This is a genomic window from Halorubrum orientale (assembly GCF_059623105.1).
Genome location: NZ_JBSPSR010000007.1, coordinates 144,872 through 167,842, shown reverse-complemented (window position 1 = coordinate 167,842; position 22,971 = coordinate 144,872). Strand labels below are relative to the sequence as shown.

Here is a 22,971-nt window from a genome sequence, read left to right as displayed (position 1 = left end):
CAGCTACTGTTCGCGGCGGGCGAACGCCAGGCTGCCTGAGACGTTCTTGATGTACGCTCGAACCGTCTCACCCTCTTCAGCGCCGGGAACGAAGATCGTATACTCGCCGCGTTCGGCGACGCCGTCGCCTTTCCGTCCGGTGCCAACAATCTCGAGCTCGTACGTCTTGCCCGACTCGATTGCCTCTTCTTGACGATTCGTCGTGCTCGTGGTCTGTTTGGCGACCGGTCTGAAGGCCCCACACGCCTCACAGCGCAGCATTGGCGTCCGATTCTCAGTCTCCAGTCGGGTGTCGGGAAGCCCACACTCCGAACAGGTGACGTACGACTCGATGTACGAGTCTATCGCGCCGGCGAAGTCGCGCTCGCGGAAATTCCCGCTGTAGCGTGCGCGGCCGTCTTCGTACTGCCCAGCCGTTCCAAGTTCTTGTTGTATCTTCGAGTGGACGTGTTCTGGGTCACGGCTCAACGCGTCGGCTATCGTCGAGAGGTTGTTCAGCCGAGTGAACGCCCCGTCTTTTTGAATATCCGGGTCTGGCACCGACAGCCGCTCGTCGGAGCCATCGAAGTCGGGGACGGCCTCCATTGCGCGATCGAGACTCGATTCGTACTCCATACCAGAATCACGACTGGCCGACTGAAATCGCTTCCGGGTTGCCGAGACGGTGACCGTACCTGACGTGTCAGTCGTCGTCCAGCCCATCAGACAAATTAATAGCGGGAGGTAGATTTGAACTACCGATCTCCGGGTTATGAGCCCGGCGGAATCTCCTGGCTATCCCATCCCGCTATCATATACAAACCTCGGTGAACTGTTAAGGGTTCTGATCCCGCTGCCGGTGTGCGATTCTCTCCCGAGGAACCCCGACGTGACGGGGGGAACTCACGTGCCCAGCAGGTCGCCGACGAGCGCTTCGGGGTCGAACCGTCTGAGGTCATCATACCCCTGGCCAGTGCCCAAAAACAACACTGGCTTCCCGGTAACGTATGCGATTGAGATGGCCGCGCCACCGGACGTGTCGGCGTCAGCTTTCGTCAACACCGCGCCGTCTATCTCGGCGGCCGAGTCGAATTCGCGGGCGCGGTTAACGGCATCCTGGCCGGCAACCGCTTCGTCCACAAACATCGTCAGATCGGGCTCAACAATGCGATCGATCTTCTCCAACTGACTCATCAGGTCGTCACTCGTGTGCAGTCGACCTGCCGTATCGCCGAGCACGACGTCGACATTGTTCGCCGCGGCGTACTCGACAGCGTCGTAGATCACGGCCGTGGGGTCGCCACCCTGCTCGTGTGCGATCAGCTCACGATCAAGGCGGTCCGCGTGTTCGGCGATTTGCTCGTTGGCACCCGCACGATAGGTGTCGCCGTTTGCGAGCACCGAGGAGTAGCCCCGCTCGCCGAGCCACTCGGAGAGCTTGGCTATCGTCGTCGTCTTCCCGACCCCGTTGACCCCGGTGAACACGATCGTGACTGGCTTGTCTGCCTCCTCGATCCGCGTCTCGAAGTCGAACTGTCCGACCCCGATAACTTCGAGGAGGGCATCATGAAGCGCCTGTTCGACGAGTTCTCCGGTCGTCTCCACCTGGCGTCTCGACTCGCCGAGCATTGTCTCGCGAACGGTCTCAAGAATCTGCTCGGCGACGCTCATCTCCACGTCACTCTCTAAAAGCGCCACCTCAAGCTCCCAGAGAGGCTCTTCGAGGTCTTCCTCCTCGATGATGATACGCCCAGTCGCGAAGGCCTTCGCTCGCTGGAAGGTACTCGGCTCGCTCCCGTCACCCTCGACGTCGGTCCCGTCGGCCCCGTCGGCTCGTTCGGTAGCCGGTGTCGGTGACTCGTCGGCAGACTCGGTACCGGCTACGGCGCCGACCGAACCACCGCGTCCGGCGGTGTCGTCTTCAGTCGGCTCGCTGTCGACGTCAGCCGACACAGACTCACTATCCGTCGTCTCATCGGCACTCGCTGACTCTTCGACGTCAGCCGTCTCCTCAACGTCTTCGCGGAAGCTACGCAGCTTGTCCTTCAGTCCGTCGAACACGGCTCACTCCTCGTCGGCGTCCTGTGAGTGCTGCTGCATCTGCTGTTGTTGCATCTGCTGTTGCATTTGTTGGGCCTGTCGTTCGAGCTCGCTGCTCTCGGATTCGAGTTCGTCGACGGACGCTTGGGTCTCTTCGATTCGGTCATCGAGGGCGTCCTGTTTGCGACGGAGGACGTCGATAGCGTCGTCTTGTGCCTGCGTTGCAGCGTAGTTTCCGCCGAGTGAGACGACGATGTCATCGATGTCTTCGACCGACGCGCGGACGTGGGCGCCGCCGCCAAGCGGTACCTGCACCGTCGACCCCGTCTCGAGAGTCTCGATTGCCTCGACAGCCTCGTCGATTCCTGTCTGTTCGCTCCGATACGATTCGATCTCGGCTTCGAGCGCCTCTATCTCTTCTTCGAGCGCCTGGAGCTGCTGTGAGAGCTGCTGAAGCTGCTGTTGACCGCCACCCATCATGCTGCAGACACCTCGTTGATCTCGATCTGCGTACGCTTTCGGCCGTGTTGGCTCCCGACGAGCGTGTAGATGCGCTCGCGAGCGAGCGACTCACTCTCCGCGTCGACGTCTTTGGTAAACGGCTGGAAGCCGTCTCGGCTCTGGAACCGCCCGCTCACGGTGTACGTGCTCATGTCATCGACTGCGGTAGGGACAGGGAAGTATCTTCCTAAAGCATAAGCGGCGGCCGATGGTACTGAGGCCTAGTCGATGAAGCCGAGCGTCTCTTCTATTCGACCCAGCTCCGGACCGGTCGTGTCTTCGCCGACGACGTAGCCATCGTTGTTTGCGAGGAGTCCAGCACCGACAAGCGGCGCGCCGTAGTTCACCGTCCCAACGTCAGCGCGGACGTCAAGTGCAGCCTCTATCGCCTGCAACTCCGGTTCGCGGGCGTTCGGATGACAGAGCACCCCAGTGTTGTTCGCAACCGCTGCCGTACCGACAGTGTGAACGTCAGCAAGGTCACCGCGCTCAACCGGGACGGCGAGGGTTTTGCCGACCGTTTTCACCGCTTTACGCGGGAGATCGGGGTGGACGTACGCCCCGTAGTTGTTCGCGAGGACGACGTTGCCGGCCGCGTTTATCCGGCCCGGAAGCTCGGCGACCGGGCGATCTGCCGCCTCGGTGATCCGAGCGCGCTCTCGGTCAGTTACGCGTGTGGAGACAACGATACCGTTCTCGTTGCCAACCGCAAGCGAGCCGACGGTGTTCGACCCCCCGACCGTCGTCGCGAGGACGTCGGCATCAAGCTCAGCACAGAGTGTCTCGGCGAGGTCATCTTCGACGTCCGGTCTGACGAGGAGGAGGTCATCAACGACGCGGGCGAAGACCCCCACGTACGACGAGCCGGTGAAGGTCGCCCGTAGCACGTTATTCGGCGTGCTCGGCCTCGACGACCGGCTCGTCGTCTTCGACGAAGCGGGCCGCTCGGACGCGGAGCGTACTTGGTGGGTTCTGCCGGCCGTTCGCCCACACCGCCTCGTTGACAGAGGCGTCGAGTCGAACCTCCTCAGGTTCGACCGAGAAGTGTTTGGCGAGGTGCTGGCGGACGATCTTCATTGCGTAATCTGCACGCTGCTGGACGGGCTTCCCGTTGGCGTCGCGGAGTGGGACCGTAACGACGCGCTCTTCGAACTCTGCAGTGCTCATTTACTCGTCTAGGTCGTTCCGCCGCCAGTTGCGACGCTTGGGGTTTCGGGTGACGTTCATGTCCGTCTTCATCATTACCCACGCGGGCACGCGAGTGTTCTGGCGCTCGGCTTTCGCCAGTCGCTTCTTTTTAGCCTTCGACTTCTCTCCCATAGTGCACTGTACTTTCGTCGGACCGCATAAAACCCCTTCCATACCGCCACGCACCGGGTCACCACGTTTTCTCGGCGAGTCTCGTGTACGCCGCCTGGCATCGTTCGAGCACGCCGATGGAGACACTCTCAGTCTCGGTGTGTGCCTCTCCTGGCTCCGACGGGCCACTCACCACACACGCGGTGCCGGCCGCGGCGAGCCACCCCGCGTCAGTGGCGTGTGGCTTGACGACGTGTTCTGGCGTGTCGAGCCCCCGGCCCTCGTGGACCGCACGTGTCGCCTCGAGTGCAGCCGTCGCAAACGCATCGTCAGAACACCCCATCGGCGGAAGATCCTGCTCGACGACCCACTCGATGCCCGTGCAGTCAGCCACCTGCGCGAGGTCTGCACGGACGTCTGGGACCGTCCGCTCGTCTATCGTCACCGTACAGCGGTCCGGAATCACGTTCCAAGTGTCGCCCCCGTGGAACTCGGTGACCACGACCGAGCCGGTGACCTGCTCGCCGAACACCGTCGTCTCGGGCGTGTCGAGGTCGCGAAGCACGTCGACCGCATCACAGGCCCGGTAAATCGCGTTTTCGCCCGCGGCGGGCTCGGAGGCGTGTGCGGACGCGCCAGTTGCGACCAGCGTCGAGGCCCGACGCCCCTTGTGGGCGACCGCGACGTCCGTGACACCCGACTTCGAGTAGTTGGTTGAGCCCTCTGCGATAAGCGCGTAATCGGGGACGAACCCCTCGTCGATCGCATGTCTCGCTCCCTCCCCACCAGTCTCTTCGCCGACGAACGAGGCGACAGCGAGGTCACGGCCTGCTGGCACCGACGCGTCTCTAAACGCGATGAGACACGCGGCGACCGCACCCTTCATATCGGCGCTTCCGCGGCCGTATATCCGACCGTCTCGGCGCTCAACAAGATACTCACCCGTGATGCCCTCGTCGGTCGTCTGTCGCTCGGCGGGGGACACGACGTCGTGGTGGCCAACCAGCGCGAACAGTGGGCGGTCCTCGTCTGATTCGATGTCGGACCCTGCCCCATCCGCGTCTTCACCGCGTTTGTACGCGATGACGTTTCCGAGGGCGTCGCGTTCGACGGTGGCGTCGGCCTCCGCTCGGAGCCACTCTGTGATTGCGTCGCCGACAGCGGTCTCGTCGTCGTGTGACGGGATCGACACGAGTCGCTCGGTCAGCGCAGCGAGTTCGCTCATGGGTGTGTCTTCTGGGTTGCGTACTTAAATCCGTGCTCAGGTGGTGAACAACTCGGTGTCAGCCGGCACCGCAAAGAGACCTATCCGAACACCGGCGTCCAACCAGCCGTAGCCGTACGAGAATGAGGCAAGTGCGTTGACCGGATCGTTGCCCGCGCGGAAGTGGCGGCCGTCCTCGAGGTACGATGACGCCATCTCGTATACCTCGTCGGCCGCGACGCCGAGTGGTGAGTCAGCTGGTGGGCGGGACTCTGCGGCTTTAAGCGCCTCGGCGAGCATGTTCTCGTACCGGTCAGTCTTCTCTGTGAGGTCGGCACTCATGTATCAGTGCTCGGCGCGTATGTACAAAACCGGCGTGACACGATTTGACAGAAAAATCACTAAAGCTGCAGGTATTCTCCTCGGTTCTGTTTAACCCTACTAGAGACTCTGTGAGCGTCGAACTGCGACTGAAAAGAACAGTATGGGGCCGGAGGGAATCACGACACTCGGTGAAGCGTCTTCTCCGGGGCTGTACTCCTCGATCTCTGTCTTCTCAATTTTCTGACTCATTGATATCCAAATTCGTGTGCTTCTGCTGTCCATGCTGAAATGCCTCTTCGACGGTTGCCTTATCGTAGTACCGCCGGATCGTCGCTGGCTTCGCGTTCACCCGGCTGGCAACCCATTCGATGTCCCCGTCAGTCTCGTTGAGCAGCCACGTGACCGACCCTGTCCGGATCGCATGTGGCGACCGCGACGATGGACAGGACATGTCGAACAGACGCACAGAGTAGTGTGGCACCACACTAATTTTAAATAGGCTGGCCATTTCGGGATATGTATGAGCAGTGATAGCGTCGACTCTGAGAGCAAGGTATCTGGAAATCAAGCAAACATTCCCGCTCGCATCCGTCGGGAGCTCGATATCGATGACGGGGACAAACTCCGCTGGGAAATCGAAGACGACGGGACGCTCCGTGTCCAGATCGTTCAACAGCACACTGGGACGTTCAGTGAGTTTGAGGGGTACGACGGCAACCAACAGACCGACGTAACGGACGACCACGACGCGTGGGGCGTCGACATCGAATAGATGCCACGTGCACTCGTCGATACGACTGTCCTCTTTGCAGCGGCCTACCAGCCCGACGGAGCACACGGCGATGGTCTTGGTATCGTCTACGGGATCGATACCGCCGATCTCCCCGAAGCGGTTGTCCTCGATTATGTCCTGGCGGAGACGCTGAACGGACTGACGACGCACGCAGGCCATGAGTCAGCCGTCGACTTCCTCAACCGACTCGAAGAGAATACACGCTTCCATATCGACTCACTGACTGCCGATACGTTGGCAACGGCGAAGGCGCTCTTTCGACAGTACGAACGGTTCTCCTTCGTCGATGCCTGCATTGTCGCGTATATGCAAACCGAAGGACTTGGCTATCTATATGCGTTCGACAGTGATTTTGATTCGGTCGAAGACGTCTACCGTCTCAACACTGCTACAAATCCGTATCAACCGGGGTGACTCCGATGTCGGGTTCGTTGCTGCCTTACTAACTTGCGTTAGATGCACCTTCTCCGTTGGCTACTGGTCCACTTCTCAGAGCTTGTCACGCCACGTTAGCGAGTTTTGATTTAGCTCTTCTACAGCTGGCTGTCCATGTGTGAGCATCCGGTCAGCGATCTCGATCGCCTGTTGTAGTTCCTCTCGAGAGAGGTGCTTGTACGCAGGGCGGCCCTCAACGTGACTGTACCATTCGTCTTCAAACAGATTATCAAGTAGGACGCGACTGAAACAGTGGTCGAGGTGAATCGGCCAGCCGTCGCTACTCTGTGCTTTTGCTGGTAGCTTCTGGTTCACCTTACGGTCGTACTCCGCGTGCAACTGCGAGAGATCCTCGCCATTGAGCGTTTCCTGTCCCATGCTCGGTATTTTACAGAGCCGCTTAGTTATACTGTCTGCTTGCTGAAAGGGTGTCTATGACCAAACAAGCAGACAGTAGAATTGGATCTAGTACGACATGACGTGGGCGTATTACTGCGACGAGGAGCTGCCGTGTAAGGGCGCTGGACCCCCCGAGCAACGCAAACGGTAATATAAAGAACTCTTGCTCGCGTCTCTAGTGTACGGTCCTCAAATGGAAATTTCAGAGCAACTTCGCTGTCTGTTCTCAGGAAAGATCGAAGAGCGTGATGGGTCGTACGTAGTTGAGGTGCCGGAGCAAGAGCTCCGCCTTGGCGGGCTACAGGCAGACGAGACGTACCGTGTGGCTGTTCTACCGGCATCCGTGGCCAACGAGGCAGACAATACTGACGCTACCCCAGAGTCCGAGCAAGCGTCACAGACGCCCCCTGTTGAAGAGGGCGAACAACGCACCGTTGAAATCGAAGACATTGGCGACCAAGGCGACGGTATCACGCGTGTTGAGCGCGGGTTTGTCGTTATTGTTCCTGACACTAAACAAAGCGAGCGTGTCACGATCGAGATTACCGACGTACGCGAGAATGTCGCCTTTGCCGAAGTTGTTGAGCGCGTCAGTTACTACGAGTAGTCTGAAGCGAGCCTGTCATAGAAAACTTCGCACGGTCTGCCTATCCGGCTCTTGTCAAGACCCGCGTGCAAGATACAACGCGCGTATCTTGTACGTCGTTACTGACGGCAATTTAGCCGATCGTCGAACTAATGAAGTGGGCACCACACATCCATATTGGCTCCATTGCGCACGAGTACGTGGGTGGCGCCACTGGAATGGTACCGGTATCCCGTATTTTTTGTTCGTAGAGCCCCTCCATCTAGTAAGTTAATGTCTATAGGTGACCCACAGAAAGCGGTTGCTTCGCCAATAGAGGTCCTCCATATCGACGACGACTCAGGGTTTCTCGAGTTGACTGAGGCGTTCCTCACAAAGAACTAGAGCAAGCGACAATCACGACCGCAGTCGGGGCTGAGGACGGCCTCGAACGGCTCGCAAACGAGCGGTTCCACTGTGTCGTCTGTGATTACGACATGCCCGGGCAGAACGGGCTCGAAGTGCTTGAGACCGTCCGAGCTGAATACCCAGAGCTTCCCTTCATCCTCTACACCGGAAAAGGCAGCGAGGAAATTGCCGCTGAGGCAATTAACGCCGGCGTCACGGGTTATCTCCAGAAGGGTGGCCCCGACCAGCACCGCCGGCTCGCCAACCGAATCAAACACGCCGCCGCAGAGTATCGCAGCCGCATCGAGTCCGAACGCTACTCGACGGTGTTGCAGGCGCTCAACTACCCGATCTATGTTGTCGATGCCAACGCAGAGTTCGAGTACGTCAACAACGCGTTGCTCGAGCTGACCGGCTACAACCGCGAGGAGATTATCGGGAGCCAGCCAGAACTTATCAAAACCGACGAGGCAGTCGAAACGGCCAATGACATGCTCTCGGAGATCGTCTCTTCGAGCGGCCCAGATACCAAGCAGTTCCGGGTCGACATCCATACCAAAGACGACAACATGGTGCCGTGTTACGACCACATGGCGGCGCTGCCCTTCGACGAGGAGTTCCGCGGTTCTGTCGGTATTCTTCGAGACATCACGCAGGAACAACAGCAAAAGACCGAACTCGTTCGGAAGAACGAACGGCTTGAGGAGTTCACCTCTATCGTCTCCCACGACCTCCGGGCGCCACTGAACGAGGCTGAAACCGCTGCAGCGTTAGCAGAGTCAACCGGCGACGACGAGTTCTTCGAGCGTCTCGAGACCCAGCACGACCGGATGGAGCGGATGATTGAAGACCTGCTGACGCTCGCCCGAGAGGGCCGCACGGTCTCGGAACCCACGCCTGTCGACGTGACCGACGTGGCTGCCGAGGCCTGGGAGCCGTTCTGTGGGACTGGGGACAGCCTTGACCTCCCAACCGAGGCGGTGGTAATCGATGGCGACGCGAAGCGGCTTCGCCAGCTACTCGAGAACCTGCTGCGCAACGCTGTTGAGCACGGCTCGTCGCCAGTAACGGTGTTGATCGGCCGGTACGACGATGGCTTCTACGTTGCCGATGACGGCCCAGGTATCAACGAGGCCCGTCGTGAGGCGGTGTTCGACCCAGGGTATACCACCGCTGATGATGGCACGGGCTTCGGATTGACGATCGTGAAACGAATCGCCGATGCCCACGGTTGGGACGTCAACGTGACCGGGAGTGATGCTGGCGGTGTTCGCTTTGAGTTTGCCGTCGAACCGGAGGTGCGCGTTCCCGTCGAGCCACCAGCTGAGAGCTGACCGATACATAGGCGCAGTTGATGAGCACGCTCGCAACCGGGTCAGGGGCCGACGTCCAATCCTAGGCAGTGACGTTCGCTGCCCAATTGGATGCTAACTGTGACAAAGTCCGGCGGCTCCACGCCAAATCAGAGTAATCTGCTGTGTTGAATAGATTCTGAGTCACGGTTACAGCGGCTCACACAGTGGTTCTATGTTGGTGATGGCGAACATCAAGACGATTTCACGGAACTGCCGATACCAGCCCAGCGCTCGCACGGCGTCGCCGAGCGAGTGCTTCGTTGTCGAGTACGATGTTTCGGCCATCCAGCGCTGAGAGTAGCCGTTTGCTCGGTTGAGCGCGTTGTTCACAGTTGCGTTCGCTGACGACCCACGGTAATGAACAAGGTACTCCACGTCATATGCGGCGATTTCGTACTCGGTATGCCAGTCTTGGAAGCCGTTGTCGGCGGCGACGGACTGCAGGTCGTCCGCGTTTCGGCGGACGACCTGCGGTCCGGTCTTCGTATCATGCTTCCATCGAGCTGCGATGTGAACATCAAGAACAGCAAGCGATTCCACATCAGTCAATGTCGTCACTTTTAGCGTCTGTATCGTCCGTCCTGCCCGCTGGCGGAAGTACGCCGACGCACGTCGGCGGTCGAAGAACGTGCTGTCTAGAGCGGCGTGACCAGATTGCGGGTGCTGCTGCGCTGAAACGCGCAGCAGCGCCCGCCACACCCACATTTTCAGCCGATCGAACGACTTGTAGATCGTGCTGTAGTCCGGGAGGTCGTCCCGATCTAAGCCGAGTGCGTCACGAATCTCGGCCACATACTTCAGCCGATTCGGCGTTTCACGGTAGCTGTGGTCGTCTTCGAGCCGAAGACAGTGCAGAACGACGTGTTTCCAGCGGGCGAACCCGCCGCTGGCGGGCTCGCCCGCGTGCTTCCCCAACGCTTGTTTGACTAGGTGCCGACACTGCTCAACGAAATCGAGGAGATCGACTTCCATGGACAGAATCGATTTCCTCGGCTTCGTCCTTCTACTCCGTGATATAAGCCGATTAGATCGCTATTCAACACGGCACACTAAGTGGGTCTTCGGCGATAACTAATGGGGTACACTGAGGGTGGTTGTGAGACAGGTATTGAGCAGTGACCACGCCGGAAGTCAGAATCTCTTCTGGCGTCGCTCGGGTTCCGATTCCGGCTAGCTTCTCGCTGTATGACTGCCTGCTTCGAACGGCAGCGTTCGTGAGAAAGAGTAACTGGAATCCAGCGTCTCGAAATGTCTGGACGCCGTCGGCGGCGGTCCGCCCCGGCCGCACTGATCGAACACCACCCGACACACCCCGACCATGACCACACTCCACATCACCGTCGACGACCGAGAACAGCTCCGTCAGGACGCGATCCAGTTCGTCCAAGACGTCGAGGCCGACACTCTCGACGATCAGGATGTAACAGCAACGCTCCAGTTCGGCACCTACGACGACTTCGTCGACAGTCTCACGCCGCTGCGCCTCGAGCTCATTCGGGCGATCGCCGAAGAGGTGCCCGAGAGCATGCGCGAGGCAGCGCGTCTCGTCGAGCGTGACGTGTCCGACGTCCACTCGGACCTGAAGCAGCTGGAAGTACTGGGCATCCTCACACTCGAAGAGGGCGGGCCCAGCGGTGCGATTCAACCCGTCGTTCCGTTCGACCGCATCGAGGTCCACATCGACTACCCGCTCATCGATAGCGGAGACGCCGATGGGACACCCGCGAGCGCGTAGTCACCACCCACCGCTCTCGGAGTGTTGTGAGGTTCTCTCAGAGCAGGCTGTACTGAGCGATCCGGCCTACTCGAATTGGGAGATGATTCCGTGCGAGATACGCGCTCTGTATTCACCAGCGCCAACGAGATCTCCTCAGATCCTGTCAGTAGTGGGGTGCGAGATGCAGAGGATGTAGTCAGCACCTGAACGATGTTATTTTCTCCGTCTATATCCTGAATCAGCCGGTAGAATTCGCTTGCGTGTTGGCCGCCGGAAGCTCTGTGATTTTAACGCATGTTTCGGTGACCATGCTGGAGATACATGTATCTGTTAGGTAGTGGTGTAAGAATAAAGCATATTTTAATTAGTTTGTACCTCAGATCGCGGAGTTAACCCCAGAAGTCAAGCACATTATCGACTGCCCTGTCAACGAAACTTTCCTGATATCGTACGAGGAGTTGCATCGTCAACTCCTCGTCGGCAACGGTGTAGAGCGTTGTTCGGCCATCTCGAACCTCGGAGATAATCCCCTCTTCAACGAGGCGTGACACGTGCCAAGAAACCGTCGCTGGTGCCACGCCGACCTCTTCGGCGATTGCCCCATTTCGGGCCGTCTCCTCTTGTATCAAGAACAACAAGACATGGCGGGTCGTCTCGTATCGGAGGGACGACAGTATCTCACGCTCTTCACTATCAAGTTCCTCGGCAACGAACAACCGACGTTTACCCTGATGGTCCTCGCTCATGAGCACGTCATAGTTTTCGAGCGTGTCGAGATGGTGCTGTAAAAGCCCGGTCTCCATATCGAGTTCGCGCTTCGCTTGGCTGAAGTGAACACCCGGGTTTGTTTTGACGTATTCGAAGATCTCTTTCCGCGTCTCTAGCTCAAGGATGTCTTCCTCGCCGTCGTGAGGTCGGCGTCTAACCATCTGCGTTTCGTTTCTGTGAGCCGGGTGTGGCGCATGGGGATATCATCTTGGCTGCCAGTCGAAGCGCCAGATTACTGTCGATAACAAGAGGAGTGCAATCCCGAGTGCAAACAGGCTCGTGAGCAACTCGAAGTGTGGGATCCCTTCCTCGAAGAACTCGTCACCGACCTCTAATATGAGATCGGTTGCGAGTAGCGCTGCGAGCAGCGCAAGGACCAGAATACGACGGACCCGGGTGCGGTAGTAGGCGAACGCGGTAACAAGAACCACGATCATCGTCACTAAGAGCGTAAGAGCCCGTATGAACGTTTCCGGTTCAAACAATTCAATCTCCGTCATATAATGAAATTGGGTGTGGGGGCTATCTAATTATTTGCCACGGTGGTCACACGCGACCGTTAGTTCTGACGGTCATATTGTTGAGCGACACCACCGTTTATTCGTCGTCGCTGTCTTCGTACTCATCCTCGTCGTCCGCCTCCTCATCTTCCTGCTCATCTTCGTCGTCCATCTCTTCGTCTTCCCGCTCATCTTCGTCGGCTTCGCTCTCAGTTTCGAGGACCGTACCATCGTCTGCGTGGACGGCAACTTCAGTTTCTGAGCCGTTTGCCGTCACGAGTTCGACTTCGTAGACGGGTGCGCCATCCTCGGTTTCGAGTTCAACTTCGTCAACAGTTCCGTTGGCTTCGGCAGTTGCGATATCAATTGCTTCTTGCTCAGTGAGTGAAACGTTACTCTCCGAAATCGAGTCTTCGTCCATCTCCTCGTCTTCGCTCTCAGTTTCGAGGACCGTGCCATCGTCTGCGTGGACAGCAACTTCGGTCTCTAAGCCGCTTGTCGTCACGAGCTTAATTTCGTAGACAGGTACGCCGTCTTCGTTTTCAAGTTCAACTTCATTAACAGTCCCATTAGCTTCGGCAGTTGCGATATCAATTGCTTCTTGCTCAGAAAGTGTGACGTTACTCTCTGGAATTGAGTCGTCGTCATCAACGTCCGATACGAGTGATGATCCACTCCCTTGCGCGAATGCTACCCCGCTGCCGACAACGGCGAGCAAGGCGATTGCAACAACGGCACCTCCGATTATCTTCCGACTGTTAGATTCCATCAGTTTCGTAGCCTCACTACGACTATACGGGACCACGTGTAAAGTGTCGTTTGGTATATGAGTCTAGCAGTGGTACACGCCTCTAACAACTCATTACATCTGGAGTCTGTAGATAATTGTAATCGCTCTACCAGTCACATATCATCCGATAATAGACATATTTGTTAATCCGGGACGTACATGAGACACAGCGCAAGTTGGTCCAACAGCAGTATCAATAGATTGAGTCTGTTGAGTCTATTATAAAATCAACTCGTGATAACGGCCTCCAGAGAGATTCTAAAACGTGCCGAGTGCAAGTCAAACACAGCCAATATACGGACTGTAGTAACCGATTCCACCATATTCGCCTTTGGAAGTCTCTGCTGCTGACTCTGCGCTTTGTATCCATCAGCGCCTTCGCGAACCCCCCGATATCTGTCAAGAACTCCGTGACCGATACAGAGGTTAGGTATATTACGAGACTGTCGGATCAACCACGACGACGTTGTCATCCCTGTAATTTAATTACCATTCCTATCGCTTACTGACATATGCCGAATAGTCATGGACAGAGGCAGGAAGATGAGGAGCGACTGATTGAGGCAGTTGAGGAAGAGGGATGGGCTCACTTCCCAAACCCGCCTGACTGGGTTGTTGATGCAGCTAAATCGGACGGCATCCCGTCTGCGACCATAGGATTTGAAGCAGCACAGAAGAAGTACCACGGAGACAATTACGTCTATCTTGCCGTCTCCTCTGTTCACGGGAATCATCTCCACGTCTTCTCGCAAAAGAAATCTGAATACTTCGAGACAACTCCAGAGGAAGGGACCTGTCCAAACTGCCAAAAGTACATCAAGAGATATGAGGAGGATGACTATCTCACCTGCCACCGCTGTGGTTGGCAGTACAAACCACTGAAAGAGCGGTTGACTAATTTGATCTGACCCGATCCCAAGACGATTCTGAGCAACTCCGCAACCTCTGCTATATTGACCGATCTACCATCCGCTCCTGCTACATGAATCAGCTGTATCTGATTATGATATCTGGTGCATATGCGCGTTGTACCTTGCACGCCACTCAGAACATTACTTGGAACTGGTAGGATTCCCGTCGGTCAGTTCGCAGCTCTCATCGACCGGCTGTTTCAGGTGAGAATATGTCTGAAGAAGAGGAGTTCAACAGGGCCACATCAGCGTATACCAACATGACACTGCCTCTCTATTTCGACTTATCTTCGCAGGCATGCACGCGAATCCCCCATTCGGCTACTGAATTGACCCGATCGACGCCAAAACACCACCCTCTGAGCATGGTCCTACATAGTTTTATGTAGCGTCTGCCAGTAAAGCCTACTGTGCGCCTCGCCGACTACGACGAAAGAGACGGGAAACGAGTCTGGCTCAACCAGACCGATGAGAACGACGAGGTTGCGGCGCTCATCGAGCAGGCGAAGTCCCCCGAGCAGGAGATCGCCTTCCGACTCGGTGCGCAGGCCGGACTTCGCCGCGAAGAGATCGCGAGTGTCACGACGAACGACTTCACACACGCACCAGACGGGTTCTTGCGTGTCTGGAACGACTACGCGAAGCGCGGGAAGTATCGCGAGACACCAATTCCAGAAGAACTCGCCAGCTCCGTGCGAACGCTGTCGTACAATCGCGACCCAAACGAGGCTATCGTCGGCGTCGAACCAAACTCGATCTACCGCTGGGTGAAGCGTGCGGCACAGGCCCTTCAGACTGAGACTGGCGACAAAGGCTGGTCGTACCTCGATGTCCACGATCTTCGACGCACATGGGGCGGGCATCTACTTTGGGACTGTGGCGTTCTCCCGGCCGTCGTGATGTCGTGGGGCGGGTGGGAGGATTGGGAGACGTTTCGGAACCACTACCTTGGTGAGATGTCGCCCGCAGCTGCCGAGCGAGAGCGTGAGAAGATTTCCTTTGTGTCTGGTAGCCGCGACCAGGGCGCTGACTCCGGGCCAGTGTTCCGGCCAACCGTAGAAACAGCACCGCCGTACTAGAACGCGATTCAGTGAAAAGCGCTACTGAGAACCTTACTTCTCAAACAGCCTTCTCGCTCTCACCCCCGTCGCACGAGTGTCGCAGGTGCGCTGGGATGTTCCCGACCACCTCGTCGCACACAGGGCAGGTGAACTCGAGTTTCCCAGACCGACCCGACGGGTTGTTCACCGTTACGGAAGTTTCCGGAAACACCCCACCTATGGTTTTATTCTCTGGCGGAGAGGTCACCCATTAAGAGATGATCCGCGATGCTCGCGTCCTCCGGGCTGGGTTCGTCCCGGGGGAGGTAGAACATCGCGACGCCGAAGTGAATCACCTGTCGAGCGTGCTTGAGCCTCTCACGAACGGTGACCCCGCAGAGACAGCAATCGTCACCGGACCCAGTGGAGCCGGCAAAACGTGTCTCTCGAAGTTTGTCACCGAACGACTTCGCGAGGAGGTGCTTGCTGTGCAGACAATCTACGTTAATTGCTGGCGCAATTATACGCGATTCCGAACCCTGTACCAAATTCTCGATAGTCTCGGGACAACCATCGACATTCACCGCCAGTCAACACCGCATGACGAACTCGTTGACCGACTCCAGCGGTACGACGGCCCTCGAACCGTCGTTATCCTCGATGAGGTCGATCAGTTGGAAGACCCGAGTATCATCTACGACCTCCACAGTCTCCCACAGTTCGCGATTATCTGTATCGCGAACAAGGAAGAAGAGCTGTTCAGCCGCGTTGACGATCGTCTCGTAAGCCGGCTGCGCTCCAGCGAGCACGTTCGGATGGACAAGTACCATGACGAGCAACTCAATGACATTCTGAGTGCGCGAGCGAAGTGGGGGCTTGAGGAGGATGTCATCACCGACGACCAACTCTATCGCATCGCTGATGCGGCCGCTGGTGACGCCCGCCTCGCAATTGGGATCCTCCGAACAGCAGCCAGCACCGCTGACCGTGAGAATAAAGAACATATCACGGACACTATTCTATCGAACGCCGCCAAAGATGCCCGGGCGCAGATCAAACAACGGAGTCTCGACTCACTCACCCCTCATCAGCGGACAGTGTACGATATTGTGCGTGAGCATGGCCCGATCGGACCGGGCACTATCCACGCTCAGTACATAGAGGCGGTTGAGGACCCACGAACAAAACGAACGGTTCGGACGTATTTATCAAAGATGGAACAATACAATCTGCTGGAAGCGGTAGGGACAAGCCGTGACCGAGAGTATTCACTTGCTGACTCTACGGCAGCATCACCAATCGAGTGATCACGCTGAAATGTAGCCAGTTCCCATCGGGGCTAACAGTATCCACAAATAGGCAAGGCGAGTACCTCGGAGCTTTGACTCAAGACAGTTCACGCAGCAAGGGTGATTATAGCAATTAACCAATAAATCGTGCCAGAGTGCCACCTTGTTGGTTAATTTGACTTAGAGACAGAGTGTGCTATCCGGAAGCGGCTGCGGAATCAACCGGAGGAATTGAAAAGTCGATAAATAAGAAGGGGTCACCGACTAGCGGTGGGCTTTCCTGAAACACGGAAGCGCCACGCCGCAGCTTATCGGGAATGTAGACAACTAATCGGGTATGGGAGAACACTCGACGTCGAATCGATTGGCGGTGGACCAGCCGACACGGGGAGCTGACCGTAATCGGCCCCTCGCTGACCAAGCCGATCCGGCTGCGGACGAGATGCTGTTGCCGTCACTCGGCAGCGGTATCACGCTGCTCGACGTCAAAGGAGGCCGCGGCGTCCCAATTTTGCAGTCACTCGTGCTTGACCACCTCCTCTTACACGATGGACCTGCCTTCTGGGTCGACGCAAACGGCCACGCGACGACAACGACACTCGCTCAAATCGCCCCGAGTCAACGATTGCTCGACCGAATCCATGTCGCCCGCGGATTCACCGCGTATCAGCACTATACTGCCGTTTGTGACCTTCAAGCGGTGGTGAACCAAACAATCCAGAGGTCCACTACTGATACCGGGACAACCGTGAGCCGAACAGTAAGTCGCGACGGGGATGCCTCGCCCCACACGCCCGCGCTTATTATTGCACCAGCGGTCGACGCCCAGTACCGCGCCGACGATACCCTCAGTGAGACTCACACACAGACGCTTCACGCCCGGAGCCTTGCCCGGTTGGTGGCTTACGCCGAGGGGTACGACATCCCGGTGCTCGTTACACGGAGCGAGCGAACCGACTTCACCGAACCAGTCGCGAGGGTTGCCGACCACCACATCGAGTGCGATCAGACGCGGATGGGCCCACGGGTCGTCGGTGAGGACTTCGAGACGCTCGTCTATCCCGTCGGCGACGGCGCGTACTACCAGACGACGTTCGCGTACTGGCGGCAGCTACTCGCGGCGCGCGCTACGCAGGTTGGCGTGGAACCGACATCGCCTGCACCGTCGACGCCGGTTCTGGAGAGCGTCGGAACGGGCGTTCCAGCTGACGGTGAGACAGTGGCGGCCACTGCGGACCCCTTGCTCGATGCGTGGACGGCAAGCGGTACGAGAGGCCGATAGCGATGGGGCGTACGAACCCAACCTACCGTGATGCATTGCGGGCCATCGAAGAACGCTGGGCAGAGTTCCGGCGGGCATTGCGGCGTCGAGACCAGCCGCGCTTTGACCGACTGTTCAACTACGCCTACGAGCACGCCGACGCGAGCGGACTATTGAACCATCAGAATCCACTTCTACCCATGCTATTCGGCATCGATCTCGAACAGGAGGCTCGTCTTGACGAACATGAGGAACGACTCAAAGAGCTCGAACGGGGACTCAAACAACGGAAAGCGAGCCACGACCGAGAGCATCACCAGGATGGAGCCACAGAAGGACAAAACTCGACATCATAGCGGTCGATATCGAGACAACTAGCTGTGACGTCGACGGCCAGCTGACTGTCATCGCGTTCGACCGGACGTTGGCTCCCGGATCTTCCTCAATACGGACGGGCGAGCACGGCCGTCAAATCTCGAAGTACGGGTCAACGAAGGATTGTTGAGCTCGGTCCCGATATCGGTCCAGTAGAGCGATCATGTAACCGACCCCACCCTACTTCGCTCGGTTGTGTGGCCTCGCTCGTTGAGGGTGGCGTGGGACCGACGGTCCCACGGACCATGCGATCGGGCGCGTAGCGCCCGTGAGCAGATGGGCTTTGATGTGGTTCTCGCCTTCAGTTGGCGCGATGGGGCGTCTTGTGCGCCCCACCTACCGGACGCCCTTTGGGGTCGACAAACCCACCATTCAGGGCCGGGCTACTGCGGCCCGTACTGCGCGCCACGTGTGGACGCACAACACTATCTGGAGGTAAGATATGGGACAACATAGTGGTTGCGAAAGCTCGTGTCGGCTTCCTCTCCGGCCTACTCGCGTCGCGCTTCCGACTGAGCGTCGGAACCCCTCGCTCTCTCCTCACGGGCCGTGCACGGCGCTCCGTGCCGCAAATTCGAGGCGGTGAAGCCGCCTCGCAAGGCCCGTTCGGATGGTCAGCGGGACCTCCGGTCCCGCACGACTTGAGGCCGGAGGCTCCGCCTCGAAAACTGCTGAACACAAGTCGTGTGCTCAACCGAGTTACGGAGAATCGAGGAGAACGCCTCGCGCTTACGCGCATGGAGGATGTCAAGAGTCCCGAGTCGACCGAACAGCAGTGGGCTAGCAACATTCTCGCCTACGGTGGATTCTCCGCGTCATTGATCCCCTCAAACGTACCGTGTGTGTACGCGTATCGCCACCGTTGGAGAATCGCTCGCGTGACAAGATCCACCTCCGAGACAGTAATACAAGACGGTTCAACGGGACGACTCGGTGCATCGGGCGGTGGATGGAAGTGTCGTCGCGGCGCGTCGGGCTTCGGGTGGCAATCGAATCGAAAGTTTTGCTCCTGGTCATCCGTGTAGTGGGCAGCGTAGTTGCCGGTGAGGCTCCACCTGACGTCGATCCGGGCAGTGGCTGCCTCTCCCACACCGTCGGCCAAGTCAGCCGACAGCATCTGGGGATTCAACGGATCGTCCAGTGCCGCTGCCTCAACGAGCGGCTCCTGCTCAGTGAAGAGGTTCTGGATCTCCCGTAACGCCCCGGCGTCGATCGGACCAAAGGCATCAACGTCCTTGGTCTCGGTTACGTGCGGACGCTCTGAGAACCCCTCGTCATCGGTCATACGACGACAGAGGTACTGTCGTCGCCACCATCCTCCGTATCCGTGCCTGTCAGATGCCCGGTTCGGCTTGCTTCACCGATCGCGAGGGTCGCCTGTGCGAGCGCGAGGTTCCGGCGCGTTGTTTGCCACTCCCTGAGGAGTGCGCCGTGGTCGCTGTCGGCGTCGTCGACATCCAGTTCACGGGCGAATTCCTCGGGTGAATCGACACCGTATTCCTCACGCCAGTCCCGGAGCTGTGTCTTCAGATCAGCGATGCCGGACGCGATCTCCTCAGGTGTCCGTTCCGCGAGCAGCGACTGTGCGTGTTCGGTTACAATAGCCGTCTCCGACCGGCGGTATTGTGTCGTCTGTCCGTCCTGCGATGTCGTCACTTCGCCAGCACTGTTGAGCGTCCGCAAGTGCTTTCGGGCTGTGGTCGGCGAGACGCGAGCGCGGTCGGCAATCTGCGCGGCGGACGCGGGGTCGTAGGCACGACGGACGATTGCGTACACTCGTTCGAAGGGTGTCGTCTCCTCGACCCACTCTTGTTTGACGACATCGTTTACGTCCCAGTGGTCGGAACCGCCGTCCGGACGCAGTCGGTATGCAGAGGGTATCTCGCCAGCCATTATACTTTGATCCATGTGAGACCAACTTATTAATCTGTGTATCATTATATTAGCTTGGCTATGTATGTGATGTGAGACAATCACCACATTTCTTACCCAATAACGTCGCTATTTGCCCGCGATTGGTGGCAAAGACGTGATCCCGGAACCAATCCCGGAAGCAACTGTCGACGCGCGACTGGGATGGTAGCGGCTGGTAACGGTGTCGTCAGTAGAATATTCCGAACTGTGGAAACGACACGCCGCGGTTAATCAGGCACTGAGGCGTTCGATTGGAACGAGATATCACAGATGCCGTTCAGCATCGACTTTCTGGACGATGGTCGTGTACTGGAGTGGGAGGCAACTGCTGACGGTGCAGTGGTGACTAAGCGCCATGATTACACCCCACGGTTCTACGTCGCTGCTCGCGAGCCTGACGCCGACATCGATCTTACAGCACTTCGATCGATCTACGATCATCATCCTCAGGTCGTTGCGACCGAGATGGTGACGCGGCATCCTGGGTTCCGTCGCAATGAGGAGCCAGTCCTCGCCGTCGATGTCACTCATATCGACCGCGTCACCCCACTCGCCCGTCAGGCGCGCCAGCTGTCGGCCTATCCAGTTGGTGATCTCGCCTGTTTCAACGTGGACGTCTCACGAGAGTTTCGGTACTGTCTGGAAAACGGCGTTGACCCGACACCGGCGAGGGAGCTATCGACGCTCCAGCTCAGCGTTCCGGTGACCGAAATGAGCAACAACATCTATGGCGAACTATCTGTCGCCGGCGACACCGTCACCGGCTCGCCGACGGAGATCCTGACGGCAGTCCAGGCAGCCCTCGAAGCACACAATCCGGACATCCTAGTTTGCTCGACGAGCGAAATCATCCCGACGCTGTACAAGATGGCGACGGACACCGGAGTCGACGACTTCTCGCTGAGTCGGTTGCCCGACGTCGACTACCAGCAACTCGCGAGTCGGTCGACATACTCGAGCTACGGCCGTGTCGGTCACTCACCGGCGCGGTACAACGTACCCGGGCGGGCAATCATCGACGAGTCGAACACATTCTTTTACGGAGAGACGAATCTTGATGGCGTCTTCGACCTCGTGTCGCGCTCAAAGAAGCCCGTCCAGGAGCTCGCGTGGGCGTCAATTGGGAATGTCCTCACGGCAATCCAAATCTGTGAGGCCCACGACCGCGGCGTCCTCGTCCCGTGGAACTCCTGGCGACATGAGTTCTACAAGCCGATGGGGACGCTCCACAACGCCGACCGCGGCGGGTTCATCTTCGCGCCCGAGGTCGGCCTCCACGAGAACGTCCACGAACTCGACTTCTCCTCGTTGTACCCGAACATCATCTGTACTCAGAACGTCTCGCCGGACGTTATCCGGTGTGAGTGCCACCGCGACCGTGACGACGTCCCCGGCCTCGGATACTCGATCTGCGACGACCGGGGCTACCTCGTCGATGTGCTACAGCCGATTATCGACGCACGCGACGAGATCAAGGCGGCCATCCGTCGCGAGAAGGAACGAGACGACCCCGACGAGGACCGGCTGGCGGAACTCGAGGGACGGTCGGGAGCGCTGAAGTGGATCCTCGTCGCCTGCTTCGGCTATCAGGGGTTCAGCAACGCGAAGTTTGGCCGCATCGAGTGCCACGAGGCAATCAACGCGTTCGCTCGCGAAATTCTGCTGACGGCGAAACAACGGCTGGAAGCTGGCGGCTGGCGGGTCGTCCACGGCATCGTCGACTCCATCTGGGTGACGCCGAACCCTGACGTCGGCGATGGGGACCGCGAAAACCTCGAGACACTCGCGACGGCAATCACCGAAGAGGTCGAGATCCGCCTCGAACACGAAACCCACTACGACTGGGTGGCGTTCGTGCCGCAGCGCGAGAGCGACGCCGGCGCGTTGACAAAGTACTTCGGGAAGGTCGCCGGCAGCGACGAGTTCAAGATACGCGGTATCGAAGCCCGGCAGCGCTCAACCCCGCCGTTCATAGAGGACGTCCAGTGGGACTGTCTCGAACGTCTCGGGGCGACTCGATCTCCGAGCGCCGTAATCGAACGCCTTCAGGACGCGATCAAGCGCCTCTACGCTGGGACGGTGCCGGTTGAGCAGCTCGTCGAACGGAATCGTGTCTCCAAGCCGCTGGAAGGGTACACACAGAACACGCAGAATGTGGCGGCGCTGAAGCGGGCTCGGGACCAGGACCTCGTCATTCGCCCAGGGCAGGACGTCAAATATGTGGTTGTTGACGATAAAAAAAGCTCGCGAGAGCGGGTTGCCTTGGCCCACGAAAAGGTCGAATCGTACGATGCGTCGTACTACGAGACGCAACTTATTCGGGCGGTGGAGAGCCTACTGGCACCATTTGGTTGGGATCAGACGGTGATCCGGCAAGTGCTCTCTGGCACACAGGTCACTGACCTATCGATGTACGTCCTACGAAATCATGATCCTTGCGGCACTGGATAATATCCTTTGTATGTCAGGATCACTCTGTGTTTACCTGTGGAGGTGGTTCCTGCTGGCCGGGATTAAGACTCAAGCCGAGTATGGACGTGGCGTGGTCAATACACAATTCAAACGTTTCTATGGTTATATCATATTCGAGTTCGCTGACGATTTCGCCTTTTTTCAGGATGTATTCAATTTCGGGAAGGGCAAACCGCGGTTGATCGCCACACAGCCCGCAGCCGCGGGGACGGTGCCATAGTGGCTCTGCAGAGATTACACCAAACACGGCTCTGTCACAGTCGTCACACAATCCACAGCGCTGATACTGGCCATACTTGTCAATTACCAACCGGGCAACATCGACATTACCACACAGGACACACTCCATTTGATACTATTTAGTTATCTCGGCCAAAATTTTCATGACCACATTTAGCTTTTCATATACTGTAGTACATATTTACATCTAAAATAAATAAGTGGCCGCTCAGTTACCACTCAACAGTGTTTGAACGAAGAACGAGGTAATGCGTTCGACACAACGGGGGTGTATGGGTCGACTCTAGAATCGTTATTTCGGTCGTGGCGGGGCCTTCCTGATCAGGCTCAGCCGCTTCCCACGGCTCTAGTGTGATAGACGCTTTCGACTGACAAACGATACATTCCCACAG

The 22,971-nt window shown here is 58.0% G+C and carries 30 protein-coding genes and 1 tRNA gene; 11 read left to right on the top strand and 20 right to left on the bottom strand.

What is annotated here, in order from left to right; all coding sequences use genetic code 11:
- Nucleotides 1–3 precede the first annotated feature (3 nt).
- From ACWUI7_RS09255 to ACWUI7_RS09205, 11 genes are all read right to left on the bottom strand, one after another.
- Entirely contained in the window at nt 4–615 is a 612-nt protein-coding gene (locus tag ACWUI7_RS09255) for a translation initiation factor IF-2 subunit beta (protein ID WP_496641936.1), read from the bottom strand.
- A 99-nt stretch (nt 616–714) separates the two neighbouring features.
- Nucleotides 715–789, bottom strand: a tRNA-Met gene (locus ACWUI7_RS09250).
- Between the two features lie 93 nt (nt 790–882).
- A complete protein-coding gene (ftsY, locus tag ACWUI7_RS09245; RefSeq protein WP_496641935.1) occupies nt 883–2,040 on the bottom strand; it encodes a signal recognition particle-docking protein FtsY in 1,158 nt (385 codons plus the stop codon).
- 3 nt (nt 2,041–2,043) lie between these two features.
- Nucleotides 2,044–2,496, bottom strand: a complete 453-nt coding sequence (pfdA, locus tag ACWUI7_RS09240; RefSeq protein ID WP_496642059.1) for a prefoldin subunit alpha — start codon at nt 2,494–2,496, stop codon at nt 2,044–2,046.
- Nucleotides 2,496–2,672: a 50S ribosomal protein L18Ae gene (gene rpl18a / locus ACWUI7_RS09235; RefSeq protein ID WP_496641934.1), complete on the bottom strand. Its 177-nt coding sequence runs from the start codon at nt 2,670–2,672 to the stop codon at nt 2,496–2,498. The genes pfdA and rpl18a overlap by 1 nt, the downstream gene beginning before the upstream one ends.
- Before the next feature lie 69 nt (nt 2,673–2,741).
- Nucleotides 2,742–3,407 carry a translation initiation factor IF-6 gene (locus ACWUI7_RS09230; RefSeq protein WP_496641933.1) on the bottom strand — a complete coding sequence of 222 codons (666 nt, stop codon included), beginning with the start codon at nt 3,405–3,407 and terminating at the stop codon, nt 2,742–2,744.
- Nucleotide 3,408: 1 nt separating this feature from the next.
- The gene (locus tag ACWUI7_RS09225; protein WP_496641932.1) at nt 3,409–3,687 is read right to left on the bottom strand and encodes a 50S ribosomal protein L31e; all 279 of its coding nucleotides are present in this window, start codon (nt 3,685–3,687) and stop codon (nt 3,409–3,411) included.
- The gene (locus tag ACWUI7_RS09220) at nt 3,688–3,840 is read right to left on the bottom strand and encodes a 50S ribosomal protein L39e (protein WP_435160348.1); all 153 of its coding nucleotides are present in this window, start codon (nt 3,838–3,840) and stop codon (nt 3,688–3,690) included.
- 58 nt (nt 3,841–3,898) lie between these two features.
- Complete coding sequence (locus ACWUI7_RS09215) at nt 3,899–5,044, bottom strand: M20 family metallopeptidase (protein WP_496641931.1); 1,146 nt, start codon at nt 5,042–5,044, stop codon at nt 3,899–3,901.
- Between the two features lie 36 nt (nt 5,045–5,080).
- Nucleotides 5,081–5,365 (bottom strand): DUF357 domain-containing protein, encoded by a 285-nt coding sequence (locus tag ACWUI7_RS09210; protein ID WP_496641930.1) that lies wholly within the window; start codon nt 5,363–5,365, stop codon nt 5,081–5,083.
- 214 nt (nt 5,366–5,579) lie between these two features.
- The gene (locus ACWUI7_RS09205) at nt 5,580–5,813 is read right to left on the bottom strand and encodes a hypothetical protein (RefSeq protein WP_496641929.1); all 234 of its coding nucleotides are present in this window, start codon (nt 5,811–5,813) and stop codon (nt 5,580–5,582) included.
- A 54-nt stretch (nt 5,814–5,867) separates the two neighbouring features.
- On the opposite strand from ACWUI7_RS09205, the gene ACWUI7_RS09200 reads away from it, so the two are divergent.
- Together ACWUI7_RS09200 and ACWUI7_RS09195 are read left to right on the top strand one after the other, a co-directional pair.
- Nucleotides 5,868–6,119, top strand: a complete 252-nt coding sequence (locus ACWUI7_RS09200; protein ID WP_496641928.1) for an AbrB/MazE/SpoVT family DNA-binding domain-containing protein — start codon at nt 5,868–5,870, stop codon at nt 6,117–6,119.
- Nucleotides 6,120–6,554 (top strand): PIN domain-containing protein, encoded by a 435-nt coding sequence (locus tag ACWUI7_RS09195; RefSeq protein ID WP_496641927.1) that lies wholly within the window; start codon nt 6,120–6,122, stop codon nt 6,552–6,554. It abuts the gene before it with no gap.
- Between the two features lie 75 nt (nt 6,555–6,629).
- Here the strand turns inward: ACWUI7_RS09195 and ACWUI7_RS09190 are convergent, their stop codons facing one another.
- The gene (locus ACWUI7_RS09190) at nt 6,630–6,953 is read right to left on the bottom strand and encodes a hypothetical protein (RefSeq protein WP_496641926.1); all 324 of its coding nucleotides are present in this window, start codon (nt 6,951–6,953) and stop codon (nt 6,630–6,632) included.
- Between the two features lie 214 nt (nt 6,954–7,167).
- On the opposite strand from ACWUI7_RS09190, the gene ACWUI7_RS09185 reads away from it, so the two are divergent.
- Together ACWUI7_RS09185 and ACWUI7_RS09180 are read left to right on the top strand one after the other, a co-directional pair.
- Nucleotides 7,168–7,581 (top strand): TRAM domain-containing protein, encoded by a 414-nt coding sequence (locus ACWUI7_RS09185; protein ID WP_496641925.1) that lies wholly within the window; start codon nt 7,168–7,170, stop codon nt 7,579–7,581.
- Between the two features lie 374 nt (nt 7,582–7,955).
- The gene (locus ACWUI7_RS09180; RefSeq protein WP_496642058.1) at nt 7,956–9,281 is read left to right on the top strand and encodes a sensor histidine kinase; all 1,326 of its coding nucleotides are present in this window, start codon (nt 7,956–7,958) and stop codon (nt 9,279–9,281) included.
- Nucleotides 9,282–9,449: 168 nt separating this feature from the next.
- On the opposite strand, the gene ACWUI7_RS09175 is transcribed toward ACWUI7_RS09180, so the two are convergent.
- Both ACWUI7_RS09175 and ACWUI7_RS09170 read right to left on the bottom strand, forming a co-directional pair.
- Nucleotides 9,450–10,274 (bottom strand): IS5 family transposase, encoded by an 825-nt coding sequence (locus tag ACWUI7_RS09175; protein WP_496641924.1) that lies wholly within the window; start codon nt 10,272–10,274, stop codon nt 9,450–9,452.
- A 64-nt stretch (nt 10,275–10,338) separates the two neighbouring features.
- The gene (locus tag ACWUI7_RS09170; protein WP_496641923.1) at nt 10,339–10,590 is read right to left on the bottom strand and encodes a hypothetical protein; all 252 of its coding nucleotides are present in this window, start codon (nt 10,588–10,590) and stop codon (nt 10,339–10,341) included.
- A gap of 30 nt (nt 10,591–10,620) precedes the next feature.
- Between ACWUI7_RS09170 and ACWUI7_RS09165 the strand changes: the two genes are divergently transcribed.
- A complete protein-coding gene (locus tag ACWUI7_RS09165) occupies nt 10,621–11,037 on the top strand; it encodes an HVO_A0114 family putative DNA-binding protein (RefSeq protein ID WP_496641922.1) in 417 nt (138 codons plus the stop codon).
- A 371-nt stretch (nt 11,038–11,408) separates the two neighbouring features.
- Here ACWUI7_RS09165 and ACWUI7_RS09160 read toward each other — a convergent pair whose 3' ends face one another.
- The 3 genes from ACWUI7_RS09160 to ACWUI7_RS09150 all read right to left on the bottom strand — a co-directional run bounded on the left by ACWUI7_RS09160 (nt 11,409) and on the right by ACWUI7_RS09150 (nt 13,056).
- Nucleotides 11,409–11,948, bottom strand: a complete 540-nt coding sequence (locus ACWUI7_RS09160) for a winged helix-turn-helix transcriptional regulator (RefSeq protein WP_435099268.1) — start codon at nt 11,946–11,948, stop codon at nt 11,409–11,411.
- A gap of 42 nt (nt 11,949–11,990) precedes the next feature.
- Nucleotides 11,991–12,224 carry a hypothetical protein gene (locus tag ACWUI7_RS09155; RefSeq protein WP_496641921.1) on the bottom strand — a complete coding sequence of 78 codons (234 nt, stop codon included), beginning with the start codon at nt 12,222–12,224 and terminating at the stop codon, nt 11,991–11,993.
- A 160-nt stretch (nt 12,225–12,384) separates the two neighbouring features.
- Nucleotides 12,385–13,056, bottom strand: coding sequence for a PepSY domain-containing protein (locus ACWUI7_RS09150; RefSeq protein ID WP_496641920.1), 672 nt, complete (start codon nt 13,054–13,056; stop codon nt 12,385–12,387).
- Between the two features lie 533 nt (nt 13,057–13,589).
- Between ACWUI7_RS09150 and ACWUI7_RS09145 the strand changes: the two genes are divergently transcribed.
- The 5 genes from ACWUI7_RS09145 to ACWUI7_RS09125 all read left to right on the top strand — a co-directional run bounded on the left by ACWUI7_RS09145 (nt 13,590) and on the right by ACWUI7_RS09125 (nt 17,934).
- Entirely contained in the window at nt 13,590–13,985 is a 396-nt protein-coding gene (locus tag ACWUI7_RS09145) for a hypothetical protein (protein ID WP_496641919.1), read from the top strand.
- A 413-nt stretch (nt 13,986–14,398) separates the two neighbouring features.
- Nucleotides 14,399–15,067 carry a tyrosine-type recombinase/integrase gene (locus ACWUI7_RS09140; RefSeq protein ID WP_496641918.1) on the top strand — a complete coding sequence of 223 codons (669 nt, stop codon included), beginning with the start codon at nt 14,399–14,401 and terminating at the stop codon, nt 15,065–15,067.
- 239 nt (nt 15,068–15,306) lie between these two features.
- Nucleotides 15,307–16,335 carry a Cdc6/Cdc18 family protein gene (locus tag ACWUI7_RS09135; RefSeq protein WP_496641917.1) on the top strand — a complete coding sequence of 343 codons (1,029 nt, stop codon included), beginning with the start codon at nt 15,307–15,309 and terminating at the stop codon, nt 16,333–16,335.
- Between the two features lie 319 nt (nt 16,336–16,654).
- Entirely contained in the window at nt 16,655–17,599 is a 945-nt protein-coding gene (locus ACWUI7_RS09130; RefSeq protein ID WP_496641916.1) for a hypothetical protein, read from the top strand.
- A 2-nt stretch (nt 17,600–17,601) separates the two neighbouring features.
- Nucleotides 17,602–17,934 carry a DUF8156 family protein gene (locus ACWUI7_RS09125; RefSeq protein WP_496641915.1) on the top strand — a complete coding sequence of 111 codons (333 nt, stop codon included), beginning with the start codon at nt 17,602–17,604 and terminating at the stop codon, nt 17,932–17,934.
- Between the two features lie 815 nt (nt 17,935–18,749).
- Here the strand turns inward: ACWUI7_RS09125 and ACWUI7_RS09120 are convergent.
- Together ACWUI7_RS09120 and ACWUI7_RS09115 are read right to left on the bottom strand one after the other, a co-directional pair.
- On the bottom strand, nt 18,750–19,238 hold the full coding sequence (locus tag ACWUI7_RS09120) for a toxin-antitoxin system TumE family protein (protein ID WP_496641914.1): 489 nt from the start codon (nt 19,236–19,238) through the stop codon (nt 18,750–18,752).
- Nucleotides 19,235–19,861 carry a winged helix-turn-helix domain-containing protein gene (locus ACWUI7_RS09115; RefSeq protein ID WP_496641913.1) on the bottom strand — a complete coding sequence of 209 codons (627 nt, stop codon included), beginning with the start codon at nt 19,859–19,861 and terminating at the stop codon, nt 19,235–19,237. The genes ACWUI7_RS09120 and ACWUI7_RS09115 overlap by 4 nt, the downstream gene beginning before the upstream one ends.
- A gap of 276 nt (nt 19,862–20,137) precedes the next feature.
- Here ACWUI7_RS09115 and ACWUI7_RS09110 point away from each other — a divergent pair, with 276 nt between their 5' ends.
- Complete coding sequence (locus ACWUI7_RS09110) at nt 20,138–22,318, top strand: type B DNA-directed DNA polymerase (protein WP_496641912.1); 2,181 nt, start codon at nt 20,138–20,140, stop codon at nt 22,316–22,318.
- Between the two features lie 19 nt (nt 22,319–22,337).
- Here ACWUI7_RS09110 and ACWUI7_RS09105 read toward each other — a convergent pair whose 3' ends face one another.
- A complete protein-coding gene (locus ACWUI7_RS09105; protein WP_496641911.1) occupies nt 22,338–22,688 on the bottom strand; it encodes a hypothetical protein in 351 nt (116 codons plus the stop codon).
- Nucleotides 22,689–22,971: the final 283 nt, after the last annotated feature.

Excerpts from the sequence above, each read along its gene's own strand:
- ACWUI7_RS09255 (WP_496641936.1), bottom strand. The coding sequence starts at position 615 with ATGGAGTACGAATCGAGTCTCGATCGCGCAATGGAGGCCGTCCCCGAC.
- pfdA (WP_496642059.1), bottom strand. The coding sequence starts at position 2,496 with ATGGGTGGCGGTCAACAGCAGCTTCAGCAGCTCTCACAGCAGCTCCAG.
- rpl18a (WP_496641934.1), bottom strand. The coding sequence starts at position 2,672 with ATGAGCACGTACACCGTGAGCGGGCGGTTCCAGAGCCGAGACGGCTTC.
- ACWUI7_RS09225 (WP_496641932.1), bottom strand. The coding sequence starts at position 3,687 with ATGAGCACTGCAGAGTTCGAAGAGCGCGTCGTTACGGTCCCACTCCGC.
- ACWUI7_RS09220 (WP_435160348.1), bottom strand. The coding sequence starts at position 3,840 with ATGGGAGAGAAGTCGAAGGCTAAAAAGAAGCGACTGGCGAAAGCCGAG.
- ACWUI7_RS09215 (WP_496641931.1), bottom strand. The coding sequence starts at position 5,044 with ATGAGCGAACTCGCTGCGCTGACCGAGCGACTCGTGTCGATCCCGTCA.
- ACWUI7_RS09210 (WP_496641930.1), bottom strand. The coding sequence starts at position 5,365 with ATGAGTGCCGACCTCACAGAGAAGACTGACCGGTACGAGAACATGCTC.
- ACWUI7_RS09200 (WP_496641928.1), top strand. The coding sequence starts at position 5,868 with ATGAGCAGTGATAGCGTCGACTCTGAGAGCAAGGTATCTGGAAATCAA.
- ACWUI7_RS09195 (WP_496641927.1), top strand. The coding sequence starts at position 6,120 with ATGCCACGTGCACTCGTCGATACGACTGTCCTCTTTGCAGCGGCCTAC.
- ACWUI7_RS09190 (WP_496641926.1), bottom strand. The coding sequence starts at position 6,953 with ATGGGACAGGAAACGCTCAATGGCGAGGATCTCTCGCAGTTGCACGCG.
- ACWUI7_RS09185 (WP_496641925.1), top strand. The coding sequence starts at position 7,168 with ATGGAAATTTCAGAGCAACTTCGCTGTCTGTTCTCAGGAAAGATCGAA.
- ACWUI7_RS09175 (WP_496641924.1), bottom strand. The coding sequence starts at position 10,274 with ATGGAAGTCGATCTCCTCGATTTCGTTGAGCAGTGTCGGCACCTAGTC.
- ACWUI7_RS09165 (WP_496641922.1), top strand. The coding sequence starts at position 10,621 with ATGACCACACTCCACATCACCGTCGACGACCGAGAACAGCTCCGTCAG.
- ACWUI7_RS09160 (WP_435099268.1), bottom strand. The coding sequence starts at position 11,948 with ATGGTTAGACGCCGACCTCACGACGGCGAGGAAGACATCCTTGAGCTA.
- ACWUI7_RS09155 (WP_496641921.1), bottom strand. The coding sequence starts at position 12,224 with ATGATCGTGGTTCTTGTTACCGCGTTCGCCTACTACCGCACCCGGGTC.
- ACWUI7_RS09150 (WP_496641920.1), bottom strand. The coding sequence starts at position 13,056 with ATGGAATCTAACAGTCGGAAGATAATCGGAGGTGCCGTTGTTGCAATC.
- ACWUI7_RS09145 (WP_496641919.1), top strand. The coding sequence starts at position 13,590 with ATGCCGAATAGTCATGGACAGAGGCAGGAAGATGAGGAGCGACTGATT.
- ACWUI7_RS09135 (WP_496641917.1), top strand. The coding sequence starts at position 15,307 with ATGATCCGCGATGCTCGCGTCCTCCGGGCTGGGTTCGTCCCGGGGGAG.
- ACWUI7_RS09130 (WP_496641916.1), top strand. The coding sequence starts at position 16,655 with ATGGGAGAACACTCGACGTCGAATCGATTGGCGGTGGACCAGCCGACA.
- ACWUI7_RS09125 (WP_496641915.1), top strand. The coding sequence starts at position 17,602 with ATGGGGCGTACGAACCCAACCTACCGTGATGCATTGCGGGCCATCGAA.
- ACWUI7_RS09120 (WP_496641914.1), bottom strand. The coding sequence starts at position 19,238 with ATGACCGATGACGAGGGGTTCTCAGAGCGTCCGCACGTAACCGAGACC.
- ACWUI7_RS09115 (WP_496641913.1), bottom strand. The coding sequence starts at position 19,861 with ATGGATCAAAGTATAATGGCTGGCGAGATACCCTCTGCATACCGACTG.
- ACWUI7_RS09110 (WP_496641912.1), top strand. The coding sequence starts at position 20,138 with ATGCCGTTCAGCATCGACTTTCTGGACGATGGTCGTGTACTGGAGTGG.
- ACWUI7_RS09105 (WP_496641911.1), bottom strand. The coding sequence starts at position 22,688 with ATGGAGTGTGTCCTGTGTGGTAATGTCGATGTTGCCCGGTTGGTAATT.